The sequence below is a fragment of the Streptomyces sp. NBC_00414 genome (genome assembly GCF_036038375.1).
Taxonomy (GTDB): Bacteria; Actinomycetota; Actinomycetes; order Streptomycetales; family Streptomycetaceae; genus Streptomyces.
Map to the genome: position 1 here is coordinate 1,376,105 of NZ_CP107935.1, position 17,066 is coordinate 1,393,170.

The 17,066-nt window shown below is 72.7% G+C and carries 13 protein-coding genes; 10 read left to right on the forward strand and 3 right to left on the reverse strand.

What is annotated here, in order from left to right; genetic code table 11:
* The first annotated feature begins 112 nt into the window (after positions 1–112).
* Genes OHS59_RS06075 through OHS59_RS06100 form a run of 6 tightly spaced genes read left to right on the forward strand, consistent with a single transcriptional unit; the run spans position 113 to position 7,096 of the window.
* The gene (locus OHS59_RS06075) at positions 113–613 is read left to right on the forward strand and encodes a (2Fe-2S)-binding protein (protein WP_328492366.1); all 501 of its coding nucleotides are present in this window, start codon (positions 113–115) and stop codon (positions 611–613) included.
* Positions 610–3,021: a xanthine dehydrogenase family protein molybdopterin-binding subunit gene (locus OHS59_RS06080; RefSeq protein ID WP_328492367.1), complete on the forward strand. Its 2,412-nt coding sequence runs from the start codon at positions 610–612 to the stop codon at positions 3,019–3,021. The genes OHS59_RS06075 and OHS59_RS06080 overlap by 4 nt, the downstream gene beginning before the upstream one ends.
* Positions 3,018–3,878: an FAD binding domain-containing protein gene (locus OHS59_RS06085; protein WP_328492368.1), complete on the forward strand. Its 861-nt coding sequence runs from the start codon at positions 3,018–3,020 to the stop codon at positions 3,876–3,878. The genes OHS59_RS06080 and OHS59_RS06085 overlap by 4 nt, the downstream gene beginning before the upstream one ends.
* Positions 3,875–4,831, forward strand: a complete 957-nt coding sequence (locus OHS59_RS06090) for an AAA family ATPase (protein ID WP_443061388.1) — start codon at positions 3,875–3,877, stop codon at positions 4,829–4,831. Before OHS59_RS06085 ends, OHS59_RS06090 begins: the two co-directional genes overlap by 4 nt.
* Positions 4,832–4,842: 11 nt before the next feature.
* Positions 4,843–6,000 (forward strand): vWA domain-containing protein, encoded by a 1,158-nt coding sequence (locus tag OHS59_RS06095; protein ID WP_328492369.1) that lies wholly within the window; start codon positions 4,843–4,845, stop codon positions 5,998–6,000.
* Positions 5,993–7,096 (forward strand): XdhC family protein, encoded by a 1,104-nt coding sequence (locus tag OHS59_RS06100; RefSeq protein ID WP_328492370.1) that lies wholly within the window; start codon positions 5,993–5,995, stop codon positions 7,094–7,096. The genes OHS59_RS06095 and OHS59_RS06100 overlap by 8 nt, the downstream gene beginning before the upstream one ends.
* Before the next feature lie 16 nt (positions 7,097–7,112).
* Here the strand turns inward: OHS59_RS06100 and OHS59_RS06105 are convergent, their stop codons facing one another.
* Together OHS59_RS06105 and OHS59_RS06110 are read right to left on the reverse strand one after the other, a co-directional pair.
* Positions 7,113–7,616, reverse strand: coding sequence for a metallophosphoesterase family protein (locus OHS59_RS06105; RefSeq protein ID WP_328492371.1), 504 nt, complete (start codon positions 7,614–7,616; stop codon positions 7,113–7,115).
* 60 nt (positions 7,617–7,676) lie between these two features.
* A complete protein-coding gene (locus OHS59_RS06110) occupies positions 7,677–10,148 on the reverse strand; it encodes a SpoIIE family protein phosphatase (RefSeq protein WP_328492372.1) in 2,472 nt (823 codons plus the stop codon).
* Positions 10,149–10,514: 366 nt separating this feature from the next.
* On the opposite strand from OHS59_RS06110, the gene OHS59_RS06115 reads away from it, so the two are divergent.
* Positions 10,515–12,671, forward strand: a complete 2,157-nt coding sequence (locus tag OHS59_RS06115) for a SpoIIE family protein phosphatase (protein ID WP_328492373.1) — start codon at positions 10,515–10,517, stop codon at positions 12,669–12,671.
* 164 nt (positions 12,672–12,835) lie between these two features.
* Here the strand turns inward: OHS59_RS06115 and OHS59_RS06120 are convergent, their stop codons facing one another.
* On the reverse strand, positions 12,836–14,167 hold the full coding sequence (locus tag OHS59_RS06120; RefSeq protein WP_328499072.1) for a S1 family peptidase: 1,332 nt from the start codon (positions 14,165–14,167) through the stop codon (positions 12,836–12,838).
* Between the two features lie 602 nt (positions 14,168–14,769).
* On the opposite strand from OHS59_RS06120, the gene OHS59_RS06125 reads away from it, so the two are divergent.
* The 3 genes from OHS59_RS06125 (at position 14,770) to OHS59_RS06135 (ending at position 17,056) form a co-directional block, all read left to right on the forward strand.
* Positions 14,770–15,465: a type 1 glutamine amidotransferase domain-containing protein gene (locus OHS59_RS06125; RefSeq protein WP_328492374.1), complete on the forward strand. Its 696-nt coding sequence runs from the start codon at positions 14,770–14,772 to the stop codon at positions 15,463–15,465.
* Between the two features lie 463 nt (positions 15,466–15,928).
* A complete protein-coding gene (locus tag OHS59_RS06130) occupies positions 15,929–16,144 on the forward strand; it encodes a type A2 lantipeptide (protein ID WP_328492375.1) in 216 nt (71 codons plus the stop codon).
* Positions 16,145–16,249: 105 nt separating this feature from the next.
* Complete coding sequence (locus OHS59_RS06135) at positions 16,250–17,056, forward strand: HlyD family efflux transporter periplasmic adaptor subunit (RefSeq protein WP_328492376.1); 807 nt, start codon at positions 16,250–16,252, stop codon at positions 17,054–17,056.
* The last annotated feature ends 10 nt before the right edge of the window (positions 17,057–17,066 follow it).

Below are 17,066 nucleotides of genomic sequence, written 5' to 3' on the forward strand. Positions count from 1 at the left end.
ACAAAGGCCTGTCACGGCACTCGCCCCTCCAGGAACACGGTCCTAGAGTGACGCCCATCACGTCCGGTGGCTGATTTCCCACGCACCCTCGCACGGTTCCCTGGGAGGGCACATGACCCGAATCTCGGTGACGGTGGACGGCACGAAGTACGAGGACGAGGTCGAACCCCGTCTTCTGCTGGTCCACTACCTGCGTGACCGGCTGGGCCTGACCGGCACGCCCGTCGGCTGCGACACCTCCAACTGCGGGGCCTGCACGGTCGACCTGGACGGAGTGACCGCCAAGAGCTGCTCGGTGCTCGCCGTCCAGGCAGACGGGAGCGAAGTGACCACCGTCCAGGGGCTCGCGGCGAACGGGGAGTGGCACCCCCTCCAGAAGGCGTTCCACGAGCGGCACGCCCTGCAGTGCGGATACTGCACCCCCGGGATGATCATGGCCGCGCGCGACCTCCTCAAGGAGAACCCGCGGCCGAGCGCCGACGAGGTGCGCCACGCCCTGGAGGGCAACCTCTGCCGGTGCACCGGCTACCAGAACATCGTGCGCGCGGTGCTCGCCGCCTCCGGAGCCGCCGCGGAGGCCGCCGAACCCTCCACCGAGGAGGTGGCGACATGAGCGAGTCCACGCAGGCGCGGACGGGAGAGCGGACCGGCGGGCGCGAGGTCGGCAGGTCCCGTCCCCGCAAGGAGGACGCCCGGCTCGTCACCGGACAGACCAACTGGACCGACAACATCGGGGTCACCGGCCTGCTGCACCTGGCGATCCTGCGCAGCCCGATGGCCCACGCCCGCGTGGAGCGGGTCGACGTCTCCCCCGCTCTCGAACGGCCCGGTGTCGTCGCCGCGTTCACCGGCCGCGACCTCGCCGGAGGCACGGCGTCGCTGCCGTGCGCGTGGCCGGTGACCGAGGACATCGTGCTGCCCGACCATCCGGCGATCGCGGTCGACGAGGTCAGGTACGCGGGCGACCCGGTGGCGGTCGTCGTGGCCCGCGACCGGTACACGGCCGCCGACGCGCTCGAAGCGATCGAGGTCGACTACGAGCCGCTGCCCCCGGTGCTCGACCTGGAGGCCGCGCTCGCGGAAGGCTCCCCGCTGGTCCACGCGGACAAGGGAACGAACCGGAGCTATGTCTGGCCGCTGGCCACCGGCGAGAGCTACGAGTCGGCCCGGCAGCGCGCCGACGTCGTCCTGCACCGCCGCTATCTCCAGCAGCGGCTCATCCCCAACGCCATGGAGCCGCGCTCGGTCGTCGTCACCCCGCTCGCCGCGTCCGGCGAGTACACCGTCCACTCGGCGACCCAGATCCCGCACGTCCTGCGCGTGATGCTGTCCATGGTCACCGGTATCCCCGAGCACAAGCTGCGCGTGATCGCCCCCGACGTCGGCGGCGGCTTCGGCTCCAAACTCCAGGTGTACGGCGAGGAGGTCATCGCCCTCGACATCGCGCGGCGGCTGGGCCGGCCGGTCAAGTGGACCGAGTCCCGCACCGAGGGCTACCTCGCCACCCACCACGGGCGCGGGCAGATCCAGGACATCGAGGTCGCCGCGACCAGCGAGGGCAGGCTGCTCGGCCTGAAGGTCGACCTGCTCGCCGACATGGGCGCGTATCTGATGCTCGTCACGCCGGGCATCCCGATCCTCGGTGCCTTCATGTATCCGGCGATCTACAAGATGGACGCGTACCGGTTCACCTGCACGGGTGTGTTCACGACGCGGACGCCGACGGACGCGTACCGGGGTGCCGGGCGCCCGGAGGCCACGTACGCCATCGAGCGGATCATGGACGAGCTGGCCGTCGAAGTGGGTCTGGATCCGGTGGAGTTGCGGCGCCGGAACTGGATCGGGCACGAGGAGTTCCCGTACACGTCGATCTCCGGTCTGACCTACGACAGCGGCAACTACGAGGCCGCCACCGACAAGGCCCTCGCCCTCTTCGGGTACGACGAGCTGCGGGCCGAGCAGGCCAAGCGCAACGAGAGCGGTGACCTGGTGCGGCTGGGCATCGGCGTGTCCACGTACACCGAGATGTGCGGGCTCGCGCCGAGCCGGGTGCTGCGGGATCTGCGGTACGCGGCCGGCGGCTGGGAGGCGGCGAGCATCCGGATGCTGCCCACCGGCAAGGTCGAGGTGGTCACCGGGACCAGTCCGCACGGGCAGGGGCACGAGACCTGCTGGAGCCAGATCGCCGCCGACGTGCTCGGGGTGCCCTTCGAGGACGTGGAGGTCGTGCACGGCGACACCAGGTCGGCGCCGCAGGGCATGGACACGTACGGGTCCCGGTCGCTGGTCGTCGGAGGCGCTGCCGTGCATCACGCGGCCGAGAAGGTGGTCGACAAGGCGCGGAAGGTGGCCGCCCATCTGCTGGAGGCCGACGAACGCGACCTCGACTTCACGGACGGCGTGTTCTCGGTGAAGGGGTCGCCCGAGGCACGCAGGACGATCCAGGAGGTCGCCTTCGAGACGTTCTCCTCGCACGACCTGCCCGACGGCATGGAACCGACCATCAACGCCGAGCACCTCGTCGACCCGGAGAACTTCTCCTACCCGCACGGCACCCATCTGTGCGCGGTCGAGATCGACACGGAGACCGGCCGGACCTCGATCCGTTCGTACGTCTGCGTGGACGACGTCGGCCGGGTCGTCAACCCGGTGATCGTCGAGGGCCAGGTGCACGGCGGGCTGGCCCAGGGCATCGCACAGGCACTGTACGAGGAGGCCGTGTACGACGACGAGGGCAACCTGGTGTCCGGCACCATGGCCGACTACCTGGTGCCCGGAGCGCCGGACCTCCCCGAGTTCACGACCGGCCGCACGGAGACGCCCGCCACCTCGAACGCCCTGGGGGTCAAGGGAGTCGGGGAGGCGGGGACGATCGCCTCGACACCCGCCGTCGTCAACGCGATCGTGGACGCGCTGCGACCGCTGGGCGTCCACGACGTGGAGATGCCCTGCTCACCGGGCCGGATCTGGCAGGCCCTGCAGTCCGCGCAGGCGCGGCGACCCGGGGAGGGGCGGTCATGATTCCTCCGGCATTCGAGTACACGCGGCCCACGAGCGTCGAAGACGCCGTACGCACGCTCGCCGACGCGGGCGAGGACGCGAAGGTCCTCGCCGGCGGACAGAGCCTGCTGCCGCTCCTGCGGCTACGGCTCGCCTTCCCCGAGCTGGTCGTCGACGTGGGCCGGATCCCCGGACTGCGCGGGGTCCGCGAGGAGGACGGCACGCTGGTCATCGGCGCGCTGACCACCCACCACGACGTCATCGCCGACCCGCTGGTACGCCGTCACGCGGGCCTCCTGGCCGCGGCGGCGGCGACGGTCGCCGACCCCGCCATACGCCATCGGGGCACCCTCGGCGGCTCGCTCGCCCACGCCGATCCGGGCGGCGACCTGCCCGCGGTGGCGCTCGCGCTGGACGCGGAACTGGTCACGGCGGGTCCGGAAGGCCAACGGGTCGTCCCCGCCCGGGAGTTCTTCGTCGACTTCCTCCAGACCGCGCTGCGTCCCGACGAGTTGCTGGTGGCGGTGCGGGTCCCGAAGACCGACGAGTCCGACGGATGGGGCTTCCACTACGAGAAGTTCAGCCGGGTGGCGCAGGCCTGGGCCATGGTCGGGGTCGCGGCGCTCGTGCGGCGCGAGGACGGGCACATCGCGGAGGCACGGATCGGACTCACCAACATGGGGTCCACTCCCCTGCGGGCCACCGCGACCGAGGAGGCGTTGGCGGGCGTGGGCGCGGACGGGGTGGCCCGGGCCGCGCAGTCGGCGGCGGACGGGACGCGGCCGGCCTCCGATCCCGCGGCCTCCGCCGAGTACCGGGCGCATCTGGCACGGGTGCTCACACGGCGCTCGGTGCTGACCGCCGCGGGGATGGGGTGAGGCCGATCGCACCCGAGGACGGGACCGGCACGCCGGCCGGGACGCAGGACTATTCGGCCGGCGGCGGGCCCGCCTGGCCCACCGGGCCCGACGACGTGCGGGACCGGCTCGAACAGAGCGGGTATCTCGTCGACGACGGGTTGGCGGTCGCCTGTTTCCTGGCCCTGCGGCTGCGCCGGCCGATCTTCTGCGAGGGCGACGCGGGCGTGGGGAAGACCGCGCTCGCGTCGGCCCTCGCCACCGCGCTCGACACTCCGCTGATCCGCCTCCAGTGCTACGAGGGCATCGACGCCTCGCAGGCTTTGTACGACTGGGACTTCCCGCGCCAGCTGCTGCATCTGCGGGCGGCCGAGGCGGCCGGTGTCACCGACGCGGACCGGCTGGAGGACGAGCTGTACGGGCGGCGGTTCCTGGTCGCCCGGCCGCTGTTGCGGGCGTTGGAGACCCGGTCGTGCGTCCTGCTCGTCGACGAGATCGACCGAGCCGACGACGAGTTCGAGGCCTTCCTCCTTGAGCTGCTGTCCGAGTACACGGTGACGATCCCCGAACTCGGCACCCTGCGCGCCGAGTCGCCGCCCGTCGTGGTGCTCACCTCCAACCGGACCCGTGAGGTGCACGACGCGCTGAAGCGGCGCTGTCTCTACCACTGGTTCGACCACCCCGGCTTCGCGCGCGAACTCGCCATCGTAAGACGGCGGTTGCCGGGTGCCTCGGCACGTCTCGCCGAGCAGGTGACCGCCCTGGCGCAGGCGCTGCGGGCGCAGGATCTGGTGAAGCCCCCGGGGGTCGCGGAGACCATCGACTGGGCGGAGGCGATGGCCGCGCTGGGCGCCACCGAGGTCGACGCGGAGCTGGCGGTGGCCACGCTGGGGTCGGTGCTGAAGTACCGGGAGGATCTGGAGCGGGCCCGTGGACTCGACCTGACGGCGGTGCTCTCGGTGCGCGGGGCATGAGCGCGCGGGGCATGCGTTCGCGAGGAGCGGCCGACACGCCCGCCGTGGCAGGTGTGGACGCGCCCGCCGTGCTGGTCGGTTTCGCCCGTGCCCTGCGCGCCGCCGGGGTCGACGCGGGACCCGACCGCGTACAGGCCCTGATCCGCGCCCTCGATGTGCTGCGGCCCGGGGTGCGGTCCGACGTGTACTGGGCGGGGCGGCTCACCCTGTGCGGGAGCCGGGACGATCTGGAGCGTTACGACCGGGTGTTCGCCGCGTACTTCGGGGGCGCGGAGCCCGGGGGCAGGGCGGTGCGCGGCGCTCCCGCCACCCGGCTGCGGGTGGCCGTCCGGGACGCGGGGTCCGCGCCCCGCACCGGGGGCGGGGGCGAGCGGGACGCCGTGCCCGCGGCGGTGCTCGCGAGTTCGGCCGAGGTGCTGCGGCACCGGGACTTCGCGGGGCTCACCGAGGCGGAGCGGGGTCAACTGCGGCGGCTGCTGGCCGTGTTCGCGCTGCGCGGCGAGCCCCGGCGGACCGCGCGACTGCGGCCGGCCAGGCGCGGGGTCGTCGATCCCCGGCGCACCGTGCGGGAGGTGCTGCGGCGGGGCGGGGAGCCCGCGCCGCCGCTGCGCAGGGCCCGGGCCGAGCGGCCACGGCGGGTGGTGCTGCTGGTGGACGTGAGCGGTTCGATGGCGGCGTACGCGGACGCGCTGCTGCGGTTCGCGCACACCGCCGCACACGGCGGCCGGGTGCGCACGGAGGTGTTCACCATCGGTACGCGGCTGACGAGAGTGACCCGTGAGCTGGCGCACCGCGATCCCGACACCGCGCTGGCGGCGGTCGCCGCCGCCGTGCCCGACTGGCGCGGCGGCACCCGGCTGGGTGAGCTGCTGCGTGCCTTCCTCGACCGGTGGGGGCAGCGCGGCATGGCACGCGGCGCGGTGGTCGTCGTGCTCTCCGACGGCTGGGAGCGTGGCGATCCGGAACCCCTCGCCGCCCAGATGCGACGCTTGCACCGGCTGGCGCACCGGGTGATCTGGGCCAATCCGCGCAAGGCCCGCCCGGGTTACGCGCCCCTGGCCGCCGGTATGGCGGCGGCACTGCCGAGCGTTGACGCGTTCGTCGAGGGCCACAGTCTGGCCGCGCTGGAACGTCTGGCCGCGGTGGTGAGAGGAGCGGACGATGCGTGAGATCCTCCCGGCGCTCGGCCGGTGGTACGCGGAGGGCTCCCCCTTCGGACTCGCCACCGTCGTCGCCGTCAGCCGGAGCGCGCCCCGGGACCCCGGCGCCTCCATGGCCGTCGGGCCCGATGACGAGGTCGTGGGCAGTGTCTCGGGCGGCTGTGTCGAGGGCGCGGTCTTCGAGCTGGCCCAGGAGGTCGTCGGGTCGGGCGAGGCCCGGCTTGAGACCTTCGGGTACAGCGACGAGGACGCGTTCGCCGTGGGCCTGACCTGCGGCGGGGAGATCACCCTCCTCGTACGGCCCGTGACGGCCGCCCTCGATCCGTCCTTCGGGGCGGTCGCGGAGTCGGTGGCCGCGGGCCGCCCGGTGACCGTGGCGACGGTGCTCGACGGCCCGGCGGAGCGCGGCGCGACCCTCGCCGTCTGGGCGGACGAGGTGTCCGGCACGCTCGGCACGACAGGCCTGGACGTGGCCGTGACCGCCGACGCGCGGGGCGAACTCGCCCTGGGTGCCACCGGCCGTCGGCACTACGGACCGCACGGGGAACGGCGCGAGGACGCGGTGACGGTCTTCCTGCACTCCTTCGCTCCCCCGCCGCGCATGCTGGTCTTCGGGGCGATCGACTACGCGGCGGCGGTGGCCCGCATCGGCGCGTTCCTCGGCTACCGGGTCACGGTGTGCGACGCGCGGCCCGTCTTCGCCACCCCGAAGCGCTTCCCGCGCGACGTCGAGGTCGTCGTCGAGTGGCCGCACCGCTTCCTTCAGGGGACGGACACCGACGAGCGCACGGTGATCTGCGTCCTCACCCACGACCCCAAGTTCGACGTGCCGCTCCTGGAGGAGGCGCTGCGCCGCCCGGCCGCGTACATCGGGGCGATGGGCAGCAGGCGTACGCACGACGACCGGATGAAACGGCTGCGGGACGGCGGGCTCGACGAGGCCGAACTGGCCCGGCTGCGCTCGCCGGTCGGCCTCGACCTCGGGGCGCGTACGCCCGAGGAGGTCGCGGTGTCCGTCGCCGCGGAGATCGTCGCGCTGCGCTGGGGCGGCAGCGGCGCCCCGCTGGCGGCGACGGACGGGGAGATCCACCCTCGCCGGCCGTGACGGCTCCTGCCAGGTTCTAGGTGCGCGGCGGCAGGCGGTGCAGTCGGACGTCGTCGAGCCCGCCGTCCTTCACCGTCGCGGTCATGTACGTGCAGTGCGGCCGGCGTCGGCGGTCGGTGGGCGAGCCCGGGTTGAGCAGCCGCAGTCCGGTGGCGGCCGTGGTGTCCCAGGGGATGTGGCTGTGGCCGAAGACCAGTACGTCGAGGTCGGGGAAGCGCTCCGCGCACCGGCGTTCGCGGCCCTGGGCGCCGCCGGTCTCGTGGACGACCCCGAGGCGCAGGCCGTCGAGTTCGGCGCGGGCGATCTCGGGGAGGCGGGCCCGCAGCTCGGGGCCGTCGTTGTTGCCGTACACGCCGATGAACCGGCGCGAGCGGCTTTCGAGGAGGTCGAGGGTCGCGGTGTCCACCCAGTCACCGGCGTGGATCACGACGTCGGCGCGCGGGAGTTCGGCGAGGAGTCGCGCGGGCAGTTCCCTGGCGCGCTTGGGGAGGTGGGTGTCGGACATGAGCAGGAGGCGCATAGAGGTGAGTCTCCTCGCTCGGTCTCATCGCCGGGTCTCTTCGCCGCCCGGTCTCTTCGCTCAGTCCCCGACGGGCTCGATCAGGGGGAGTTCGGCCCAGACCTGTTTGCCACCGCTGACCGGAACGGTTCCCCAGGTCGCGGAGAGGGCCTCGACGAGCAGTATGCCGCGCCCGCCGGTGGCCTCCCACCCGATGCTCGTGGGCTTGATCGGCGAACGCGGTGAGGAGTCGACGACGGCGACGCGCATGCGGTTGTTGATGAGGGTGAGGTCGAGACGGACCTGGCCCTCGGTGTGCACGAGGGCGTTGGTGACAAGTTCGGAGACCACCAGGAGGATCGCGTCGGGCTCGTCCCTGACGCCCCAGGCACGCAGGGAACGCCGGGTGAAGCGCCGGGCGTGCCGGACCGCCTCGGGGACGCGCCACACCGTCCAGCTCTCCCGCAGCGGTCGCAGGTCGAGGCCGTCGTAGCGCATGAGGAGCAGGGCCACGTCGTCGCCGCGGTTGGCGTCCGCGAGCAGGGCGTCCGCGACGAGTCCGAGGTGGGCGGGGTCGGCGGCGGCCAGCTGCCCGGCCAGCCGGTCCAGGCCGTCGTCCAGTTCGAGTTCGGCGGACTCGACCAGGCCGTCCGTGGTGAGGGCGATGAGGGTGCCGGGCTGGAGCGGCAGCGGGCTCATCGGGAAGTCGGCCTGGGTGATGACACCGAGGGGCGGTCCGCCCTCCGTGACGACGATCTCGGTCGTGCCGTCCGGGTGCCGAAGGACCGGCGGCAGATGCCCGGCCCGTACGCACCAGGCCGTGCCCTCCGCCATGTCCACGTCGACGTAGGAGCAGGTGGCGAACAGGTCGGTCTCCATGCCCATGAGCAGCCGGTTGGCGTGCGAGACGACCACGTCCGGGGGATGGCCCTCGACGGCGTACGCGCGCAGGGCGGTACGCATCTGGCCCATCAGGGTGGCGGCCTGGGCGTTGTGTCCCTGGACGTCGCCGATGACGAGGGCGACGTGGTTGTCGGGCAGCGGGATGACGTCGTACCAGTCGCCGCCGACCTCAAGGCCCGCCGTGGTGGGCAGATAGCGGGCGACGGCCTCGGCGCCGGGCAGGGGCGGCAGCCTGCGCGGGAGGAGGGTGCGCTGCAGCATGCCCACGAGTTCGTGTTCGGCGTCGAAGGAATGGGCGCGCATCAGGGCCTGTCCGGCGAGGCCCGCGGAGGCGGTGAGCAGGGCGCGCTCGTCGGGGCCGAAGTCGTGCGGGGTGTCCCAGCCGATGAGGCAGGCGCCCGCCATCCGGCCACCGGCCGGCAGCGGCAGGATGGCGAGGCCGCCGGGTCCGACGTCGGCGAGGGCGGGCTCCAGCGGGGTGCCCGCGGGCCAGATCGCCGCGCGGCCCTCGCGCAGGGCGGCCTCCAGGGTCGGCATGGAGCGCACGGGGGCGTCGGGCCACTCCGAGCGCCACTCGGTGCGCCACACCTCGGGCCAGGCCTCCGGCTCCGGCGGGTCCAGGACGGTGACGACGAGGCGGTCGCCCTCCAGCTCGGCCAGGGCGATGCGGTCGGCCTTCAGGGGGCGGCGCAGGGCGGTGACGACGGCCTGGCCTACGTCGCGGACGGTGCCCGCGGTGGCGAGGGCGGCGGCGAGACGCTGGACCCGGGCCACCTCGTTGCCGCCGGAGCGCAGCTTGGAGGCGTCGGCGACGGTGCCCACGAGCCGGGACGGACGTCCGTCGGCCGCGGGCAGCAGCCGGGCGCGCATCCTGAGCCACCGCTGGTCGCCGGAGGGCTGGAGGATGCGGAACTCCAGCTCCCGTTCGCCGATGGACATGTGGTCGGCCTCCACCACGGACATCAGGGTGGGCAGGTCCTCCGGCACGGTCATGCTCAGCAGGGTCTCGACCTTGCCGTCGAACTCGTCGGGGTCGAGTCCGAACAGCTCCAGCATCTCGTCGTCGACCTCGACCCGGCCCGAGTCCATGGCCAGGCTGAACGAGCTGCTGGGCAGCACCTCGGACTCGCCGGTCCCGGACGGGGGCGGCGGGAAGGAGACCGCCTCGGCGAACAGCTCCAGGCACTTGCGGTCCTCGGTGTCGAAGCCGCCCGGGTTCTCGCTCACGGCCACCAGACAGCCCCCGCCCCGCGGGTCGGGGGGCAGCGGCAGTGCGGCCAGCCAGAAGTCGCCCGCGGGCGCGGGCCGGGCGCCGGGGAGCAGGGCGAGCTCCGCGGGGCCGAGCCACAGGGGCCGCGCGGCGCGGTAGGCGTCGGCCGCGGGCGAGCCGCCCGAGAGCGGGTAGCTGTCGCGGACGCCGTACAGGGCCCGGGGGACGCCCGCGGACTCGATCAGGCACAGTTGGTCACCGCGGTCCCCCGGCGCGTACACGAGAGCGAGGGTCGCGCCGCCGTAGACGAGTGCCTGTTCGAGCACGCTCCGCAGCCGTTCGGGTGAGCCCAGGTCGGTGTGGAGCGCCTTGAGGGCAAGTTCGGCACGCACCGTTCTCGTGCCGCGTCCCGCATCGCCCTCACTGACCACGTCCGTCATTAGAGCGCTTCCGGGACGTGGGCGCAGCCCCTGTGAACGTCACGAAGTGGGGCGGCGTCCCGGCCGGGCGGGTACGGGGCCGTCCCCGTGGGCCCGTGGACGGTGTCACGGAGAGTTCTCAGCGCCTGCCGGGGATACCGCCGACAGGGGTCACGCTGCGTAGAACAGAGCCCGGAACGGTGCCCCGAGCGGCGCGCGGAACGGACGGTCGGGGACGCCTGCCGGAGGCGGGAGCGGGGTCCGCCTCCGTGACCGCCCAGGGGGCGGTTCCCGCGCTGCGGGCTGTCCGGGCACCCTCGCCGTGCGGGAACCGCGCCCGCGAGGCAGCCTTGACCTCTGGGCTCCTTCGCGTGTCCGAGGGATGAGGTGGTCGGCGTGTCCCACTGGCAGGCGTCCGGGCATCCGTCCCGGGCCGCACCGGCGCCGGTCGGCCGACCGCTGCTCTCGCTGACCCTGGCCGCCCTCATGGACGACGTGCACGCGCACTCGGGCGCGGTGTATCTGCTGGCCCCCGGCGAGCCGGTGCTGGAGATGGCGGTGATGGCCGGGCTGCCGAGGGCGTTCGCGGCCCCCTGGGAGCGGGTGGGGCTCAGCGCGCCGATCCCGGTGGCGGAGGCGGCGCGGCACCGGCGGCTCGTGTGGGTGGGCGGCGAGCAGGACATGGCCCGGTCCTATCCGCGGATCTCGGTGGTCCTGCCGTACCCGTTCGCGCTGGCCGCGCTGCCGGTGGCGACCGACCGTGCCACCTACGGGGCGGTCTTCGTGACCTGGCCGGGCGCGCATCCCGCGGAACTGTCCGACTGGGAGCGGGACCATCTCACGGCCGCCTGCGACCGGCTCGCGACGCGGCTGGAGCGCGCCCACGAGAGGGGCCAGCAGGTCCGGCCCGAGCCCGATCTGCTCTCCCCGGCGCCGATCGCGAGCGTGGCGGGGACACTCGGCACGGTGGAGGCCGCGCGGATGGTGGCGCGGCTGCCGTACGGGCTGTGCGCGCTGGATCTGCAGGGGCGGATCACCTTCGCCAACGCGGCGTCGGCCGAACTGCTGGGGCTGCCGGTGAGCGCGCTGCTGGGCACCCAGCTGTGGGCGTCGGTGCCCTGGCTGAACGACCCGGTCTACGAGGACCGCTACCGTGCCGCGCTGCTCAGCCAGCAGGTGACGTCGTTCGTGGCGCTGCGGCCGCCCTCCGACTGGCTGTCGTTCCGCCTCTATCCCAGTACGAACGGGCTGAGTGTGCGCATCACCCGGGCGCGGGCCGTGGCGCGGGAGGGCCGCGCGGCCTTCCAGCACGGGGAGACCGGCACCCGCCTCGTCTCCATCTCGCAGGTGCTGAGCCTGGCCGGGGCGCTCACGCAGGCGGTGGGTGTGCAGGACGTGGTCCAGCTGGTCGCCGACGAGATCGCCCCCGCCGTCGGCAGCCAGGGACTGGTGATGCTGGGCTCCGAGGCCGGCCGGCTGCATGTCCTGGGACAGCGCGGCTATCCGGACCCGCGGGAGCTGGAGCGGTTCGACGGGATGCCGCTCAGCGACCCCTCACCCGGTACGCACGCCCTGGTGAGCGGGGTGCCGGCCTTCTTCGCCTCCCGCCGGGAGCTGGCCCACGTCTATCCGGAGCAGCGGCCGGCCGGCGACATGGCGGCCTGGGCGTATCTGCCGCTCATCGCGTCCGGGCGGCCGGTCGGCACCTGTGTTCTCGCGTACGCCGAACCGCATCCCTTCCCGGCCGACGAGCGTGCCGTGCTGACCAGCCTCAGCGGGCTCGTCGCGCAGGCGCTGGACCGGGCCCGCCTGTACGACGCGAAGCACCGGCTGGCCCACGGGCTGCAGGCCGCGCTGCTGCCCCACTCGCTGCCGTCGCTGCCCGGTATCGAGGCGGCCGCCCGCTATCTGCCCGCCACCCAGGGGATGGAGATCGGCGGGGACTTCTACGACCTGGTCCCGACCGGCGCGCGGGCCGAGGCCGCGGCCGTGATCGGGGACGTGCAGGGGCACAACGTCACCGCGGCGGGCCTGATGGGACAGCTCCGTACCGCCGTGCGCGCGTACACGACCGTCGGCCAGCCGCCCGGGGAGGTCATGAGGAGCACCAACCGGCTGCTGATCGACCTGGGCACCGAACTCTTCGCGAGCTGTGTATATCTGCGGCTGGACCCGGCGCACGGGCAACTGGTGATGGCCCGCGCGGGGCACCCGCCGCCGCTGCTGAGGAGGCCGGACGGCAAGGTGCGGGTGCTCGACCTGGCCGGCGGGCCGCTGCTGGGCATCGACCCGGACGCCGTCTATCCGACGACCGACGTGGCGCTGCCGCCCGGCTCGCTGCTCGCCCTCTACACCGACGGGCTGATCGAGTCCCGCGGCGTCGACATCGAGGACGCGCTGGCCGGGCTCGCGGAACTCCTCGCCGAGATCGGCGACCGCCCCCTGGACGAGGTCGCCGACAGCCTCGTACGTCACAGCGGAACGGCGGACCAGCGAACGGACGACGTGGCCCTGCTGCTGCTCCGCGCCCGCCCGGCCCCCTGAGGGGCGCGGGGAACCGCGCGGCCCACCCCCACCGGCCCGCACCCGACGCACCGACCCGACGACCGCCCGTGCCCCCATGGCCCCGTACACACACGGAGCGGCCCGATCCTCCCGCCGGAGGACCGGGCCGCTCCGAACGGCTCCGCTACGGGATCAAGGTCGGATCACTGGTCGTGACCCGCACCATCACCCGCGGCGTCACCCGCCTGGTCACCGGCGTCGCCGGCCTGCTCCTCGCCACCGACGGCTTCGCCGCCGACCGCGTCCCCGCCGGCACCGGCTTCCTCACCGGCACCCGCTTCCTCACCGGCTCCGGCCTCTTCGCCCGCACCGGCCTCTTCACCGGCGCCCGCTTCCTCGCCCGCGCCCGCTTCCTCGCCTGCCGCGTCGCCCGCGCCGAGCGTCGCGCCCACCGCGGTCAGCGCGGTGGTCACCGGCTGGAAGAAGGTCTCGCCACCGACGGTGCAGTCGCCGCTGCCGCCCGAGGTCAGGCCGATCGCGCTGCCCTCCGCGGTGAACAGCGAGCCGCCGCTGTCGCCGGGCTCGGCACAGACGTTGGTCTGGATGAGGCCGGTGACCGTGCCCTCCGGGTAGTTCACGGTGGCGTCGAGGCCCGTGACCTCACCGTCGTTGAGACCGGTGGTGCTGCCCATCCGGATGACCGTCTCGCCGACCGCGGCGTCCGCGGCGGCCGTGATCTCGACGGTCTGCTCGCCGGTGTTCACCGTGCTGGGCGCCACGGTCGCCGGGTCGTCGTACTTGACCAGGGCGAAGTCACCGGCGCCGGGGAAGGTGGCGGTCTCGACCGTGCCGATCGGGGCGCCGTCCTGCGCGTCCGACCACTCGGCGGCGGCGACACCGCAGTGGCCCGCGGTCAGGAAGGCGGGGCTGCCGTCGTCGGCGACGACGTTGAACCCGAGCGAGCAGCGCGCGCCACCGCCGAAGATGGCGTCGCCGCCCTCGACGAAGGTCTTGAACTCACCGGCGGACTTCTTGATGGTCGCGACGCCCGCGCCGAGGGTCTGGACGGTCGACTCCAGCTGGTCCCACTTCGCACCTGTGACGGTGCTGTCGGCGGTGACCTGGATCTTGTTCGTCCGGGGGTCGACGGCCCAGGAGGTGCCGGGGATGGTCGCGTCGGCCTTCAGCGTCTGCGACGCCGTCTTGAGTTCGGCGGTGCTGTTCTCGACCTGCCGGACGACCGCGCCCTTCTTCTCCGCCAGGATGATGTTGTTGTTGTCGCCCACGACGTTGATGATGAGCTGCTGCTTGCCGGAGTCGTAGTACCCACCGGCATAGTCTTCACCGAGCAGTTCGGCCAGTTGAGAGGCGAGGTCAGACGCGTCCGCGGCCTTCAGCGTTCTGGGGGCGGCACCTTCCGTCGCGTCGGTCTGGGACGCCATGGCGTTGGGCAGGATGAGTGCCGCCGCGCCGAGCGCGACCACACCGCCTGCGGCTATGACGGCCTTGCGCTTGGGTATCCGCTTGTGACTCAACTTCATGACCTCCTGGGGACTGGGGGGTCCGAGCCGCCGACTGGCGGCTGACTGCGGGCGCCTGGATGGCTGTTGATACGCAAGCGGCGCCTGGGGTGTTCAACGTTCTTTCTCAACTTCCTTTGCGAAAGCACGAATCGGCCACGGCGCGGGTACGGCCCTGGACGGCGGGGAGCGACGGCCGCACGACGCTGACCACCGCCGATGCGGATCGGACGACCGGCCCGTGCGGGTGGCTCGCTGTCAGGTCGGGTCCTGATGGCTGCGGCCGACACGGTGACGGTGGTCGCGACGCCGACGGCACGGGTCGCTCGCGGACCCGGGACCGGATCGGGGCGGTCGTCACGAAATCCGGCAGGCCCACGGCTTCCGCGGACATCACTACGGCCGCGAGAAGACGACCGCGAGAACGCGGGAAAAACCGAAAAAAGCCCAAGAGATCGCGTCGGGCGAAAGCGACCGGAATACGGCCACATGGCTCTCGGACCGCATTGACCCATCAGTGCCTGTTTCCGTGATGCCACGGGAAATCCGACACCCCCGGTGGATTTCCCCATTGATCCCCATTGGAACTCCGTGTCCCGTCGGCCTACCTTCGAGACATGTCGAAGATTCTTTTCGTAGTGACAGGTGCCGATTCCTGGACTCTCGCGGACGGCACGAAGCACCCGACCGGATTCTGGGCGGAAGAGGCCGTCGCCCCGTACGAGGCCTTCAAGGCCGCGGGGCACGAGATCGTCGTGGCCACCCCGGGCGGCGTCACGCCGACCCTGGACAAGGGAAGCCTCGCCCCGGAGCTCAACGGCGGACAGGAGGGCGCCGACAAGGTCGCCGCCGCCCTCGCCTCGTTCGACGAGCTGCACCGTCCGATCCCGCTGACGGACGTGGACCTCGACGCGTACACGGCCGTCTACTACCCGGGCGGGCACGGGCCCATGGAGGATCTCGCGGTCGACGCCGACTCGGGCCGGCTCCTCGTCCGCGCCCTGGAGTCCGGCAAACCGCTCGGGGTCGTCTGCCACGCTCCGTCCGCGCTGCTGGCCGCCACCAGGGAGGACGGCGGCAACGCCTTCGCCGGCTACCGGCTGACCGGGTTCACCAACATCGAGGAGACCCAGGCGGGGTTCGCCGACAAGGCCAAGTGGCTGCTCCAGGACCGCCTGGTGGAGATCGGCGCCGACTTCCAGGAGGGCGAGCCGTGGGCCCCGTACGTGGTCGTCGACCGCAACCTCGTCACCGGCCAGAACCCCGCCTCCTCCGCGCCCCTCGCGGCCGAGCTCCTCAAGAAGCTCGGATGACGGCCGTCCGCTCGCACTCCGCCACCGCGCGGTGACAGATCGTTCACCTGTCGTAGCGGAATCCCGGCTTCAGGAAATCTGCACATCGAATACGCACCCGAGTCACGGCACGCGACGAATCCGCACAACGGATCGTCGCGTGCCGCGTCATTGGCGAGGTGTGCCCGATTCAGGTTCCACCGCGTGTTGCCGAGATGTGAATGACCCCGGGGGCATGTGAAGAAGTCGCCACCGCGCGGTGCGCAGGCCTGCACGGTTGAACCGATGCGGCTCTCAAATGCCCAGATCACATGGCCCGTTGATTGGATACGCGACACGGCGGCGTGCTTTGATCCATTGCACCGCGGGGGCCGCTCATCGGATTCCGGTAACGGGATCCGGGCGCTCGTGGTCGCGGCCGACCATCTGTCCCCAGAGGGGGCCGCTCCCCCCTTGTGAATATCAATAGGAAGGGAAGTTCATCATGAACTCCACCCCCCAGGTCCAGACCGCCGAGATCTCCGACGCCGACCTCGACAACGTCTCGGGCGGCCTCGCGCTGAACGCCCTCAGCACCGTCACCGGTGCCGTGAACGGCATCGCCCCGGTCTCCGGCCTGGTCGACACCGCCGTGGGCACCGTCGAGGGCGTGACCGGCCTGAACACCGCCCCGGTCACCGGCCTGGTCGCCGGTCTCTGATCACTTCTGTGATCGCCTAGCGTGCCGTGAGTCCCGGAACCATTCCCCGGTTCCGGGACTCACGGGTTCCGTGTCAGCCAGTTCCTCGCAGGTGAGGGAAGTCCCGTGCAGTTCCGCCAACAGGCCCTCGCCAAACTGCAGTCACCGGAGGAGCTCGACCTGCCGGTGCGGTTCGCCCGCCCCCAGGGCTGGCTCGTGCTGTCCGTGACGGTCGTCGTCATGGCGGCCGCGTCGGTCTGGGCCGTGACCGGCTCCGTGACGTCCACGGTGAGCGCGCCCGCGGTCCTCACGCACGGGCAGGGCAGTTACCTCCTGCAGAGCCCCGTCTCCGGCCAGGTCACCGCGGTCCTCACCGAGCAGGGCCGCCGGATCAAGGCGAACGCCCCCGTGCTCAAGGTCCGTACGGCGAAGGGCGAGACGGTCGTACGCAGCGTCGCCGCCGGCCGGGTCTCCGGGCTCGCCGCGACGATCGGCGCGATCATCAGCACCGGCGCGAACGTCGCCGCCGTCGAGAAGGTCGCCGACACCGACGACCCGCTCTACGCGACCGTCTACGTGCCCGCCGAGAACGCCGCCGCGATCCCCACGGACGCCGCCGTCGACCTGACCGTCCAGTCCGTGCCCACCCAGGAGTACGGGGTGCTGCGCGGCCATGTGAAGTCGGTGGACCGGACGGCGCAGTCGTCCCAGCAGATCGCCGCCTTCCTCGGTGACAGCCGGCTGGCCGAGCAGTTCACCGAGAAGGGCAGGCCGGTGGCCGTCCTCGTCCGGCTCGACCGGTCGTCCGGCACGAAGTCCGGCTACAAGTGGTCGTCCGTCGAGGGACCGCCGTTCCGGCTCGACTCCATGGTCATGGCCTCCGGCTCGATCCGCCTGGACGACCAGCGCCCGATCGATTGGCTGCTGCCGTGACCGCACCCCA

What these genes read in the sequence shown, in the direction of transcription:
- OHS59_RS06075 (WP_328492366.1), top strand. Translation starts at nt 113, where the DNA reads ATGACCCGAATCTCGGTGACGGTGGACGGCACGAAGTACGAGGACGAG.
- OHS59_RS06080 (WP_328492367.1), top strand. Translation starts at nt 610, where the DNA reads ATGAGCGAGTCCACGCAGGCGCGGACGGGAGAGCGGACCGGCGGGCGC.
- OHS59_RS06085 (WP_328492368.1), top strand. Translation starts at nt 3,018, where the DNA reads ATGATTCCTCCGGCATTCGAGTACACGCGGCCCACGAGCGTCGAAGAC.
- OHS59_RS06095 (WP_328492369.1), top strand. Translation starts at nt 4,843, where the DNA reads ATGCGTTCGCGAGGAGCGGCCGACACGCCCGCCGTGGCAGGTGTGGAC.
- OHS59_RS06100 (WP_328492370.1), top strand. Translation starts at nt 5,993, where the DNA reads ATGCGTGAGATCCTCCCGGCGCTCGGCCGGTGGTACGCGGAGGGCTCC.
- OHS59_RS06105 (WP_328492371.1), bottom strand. Translation starts at nt 7,616, where the DNA reads ATGCGCCTCCTGCTCATGTCCGACACCCACCTCCCCAAGCGCGCCAGG.
- OHS59_RS06110 (WP_328492372.1), bottom strand. Translation starts at nt 10,148, where the DNA reads ATGACGGACGTGGTCAGTGAGGGCGATGCGGGACGCGGCACGAGAACG.
- OHS59_RS06125 (WP_328492374.1), top strand. Translation starts at nt 14,770, where the DNA reads ATGTCGAAGATTCTTTTCGTAGTGACAGGTGCCGATTCCTGGACTCTC.
- OHS59_RS06130 (WP_328492375.1), top strand. Translation starts at nt 15,929, where the DNA reads ATGAACTCCACCCCCCAGGTCCAGACCGCCGAGATCTCCGACGCCGAC.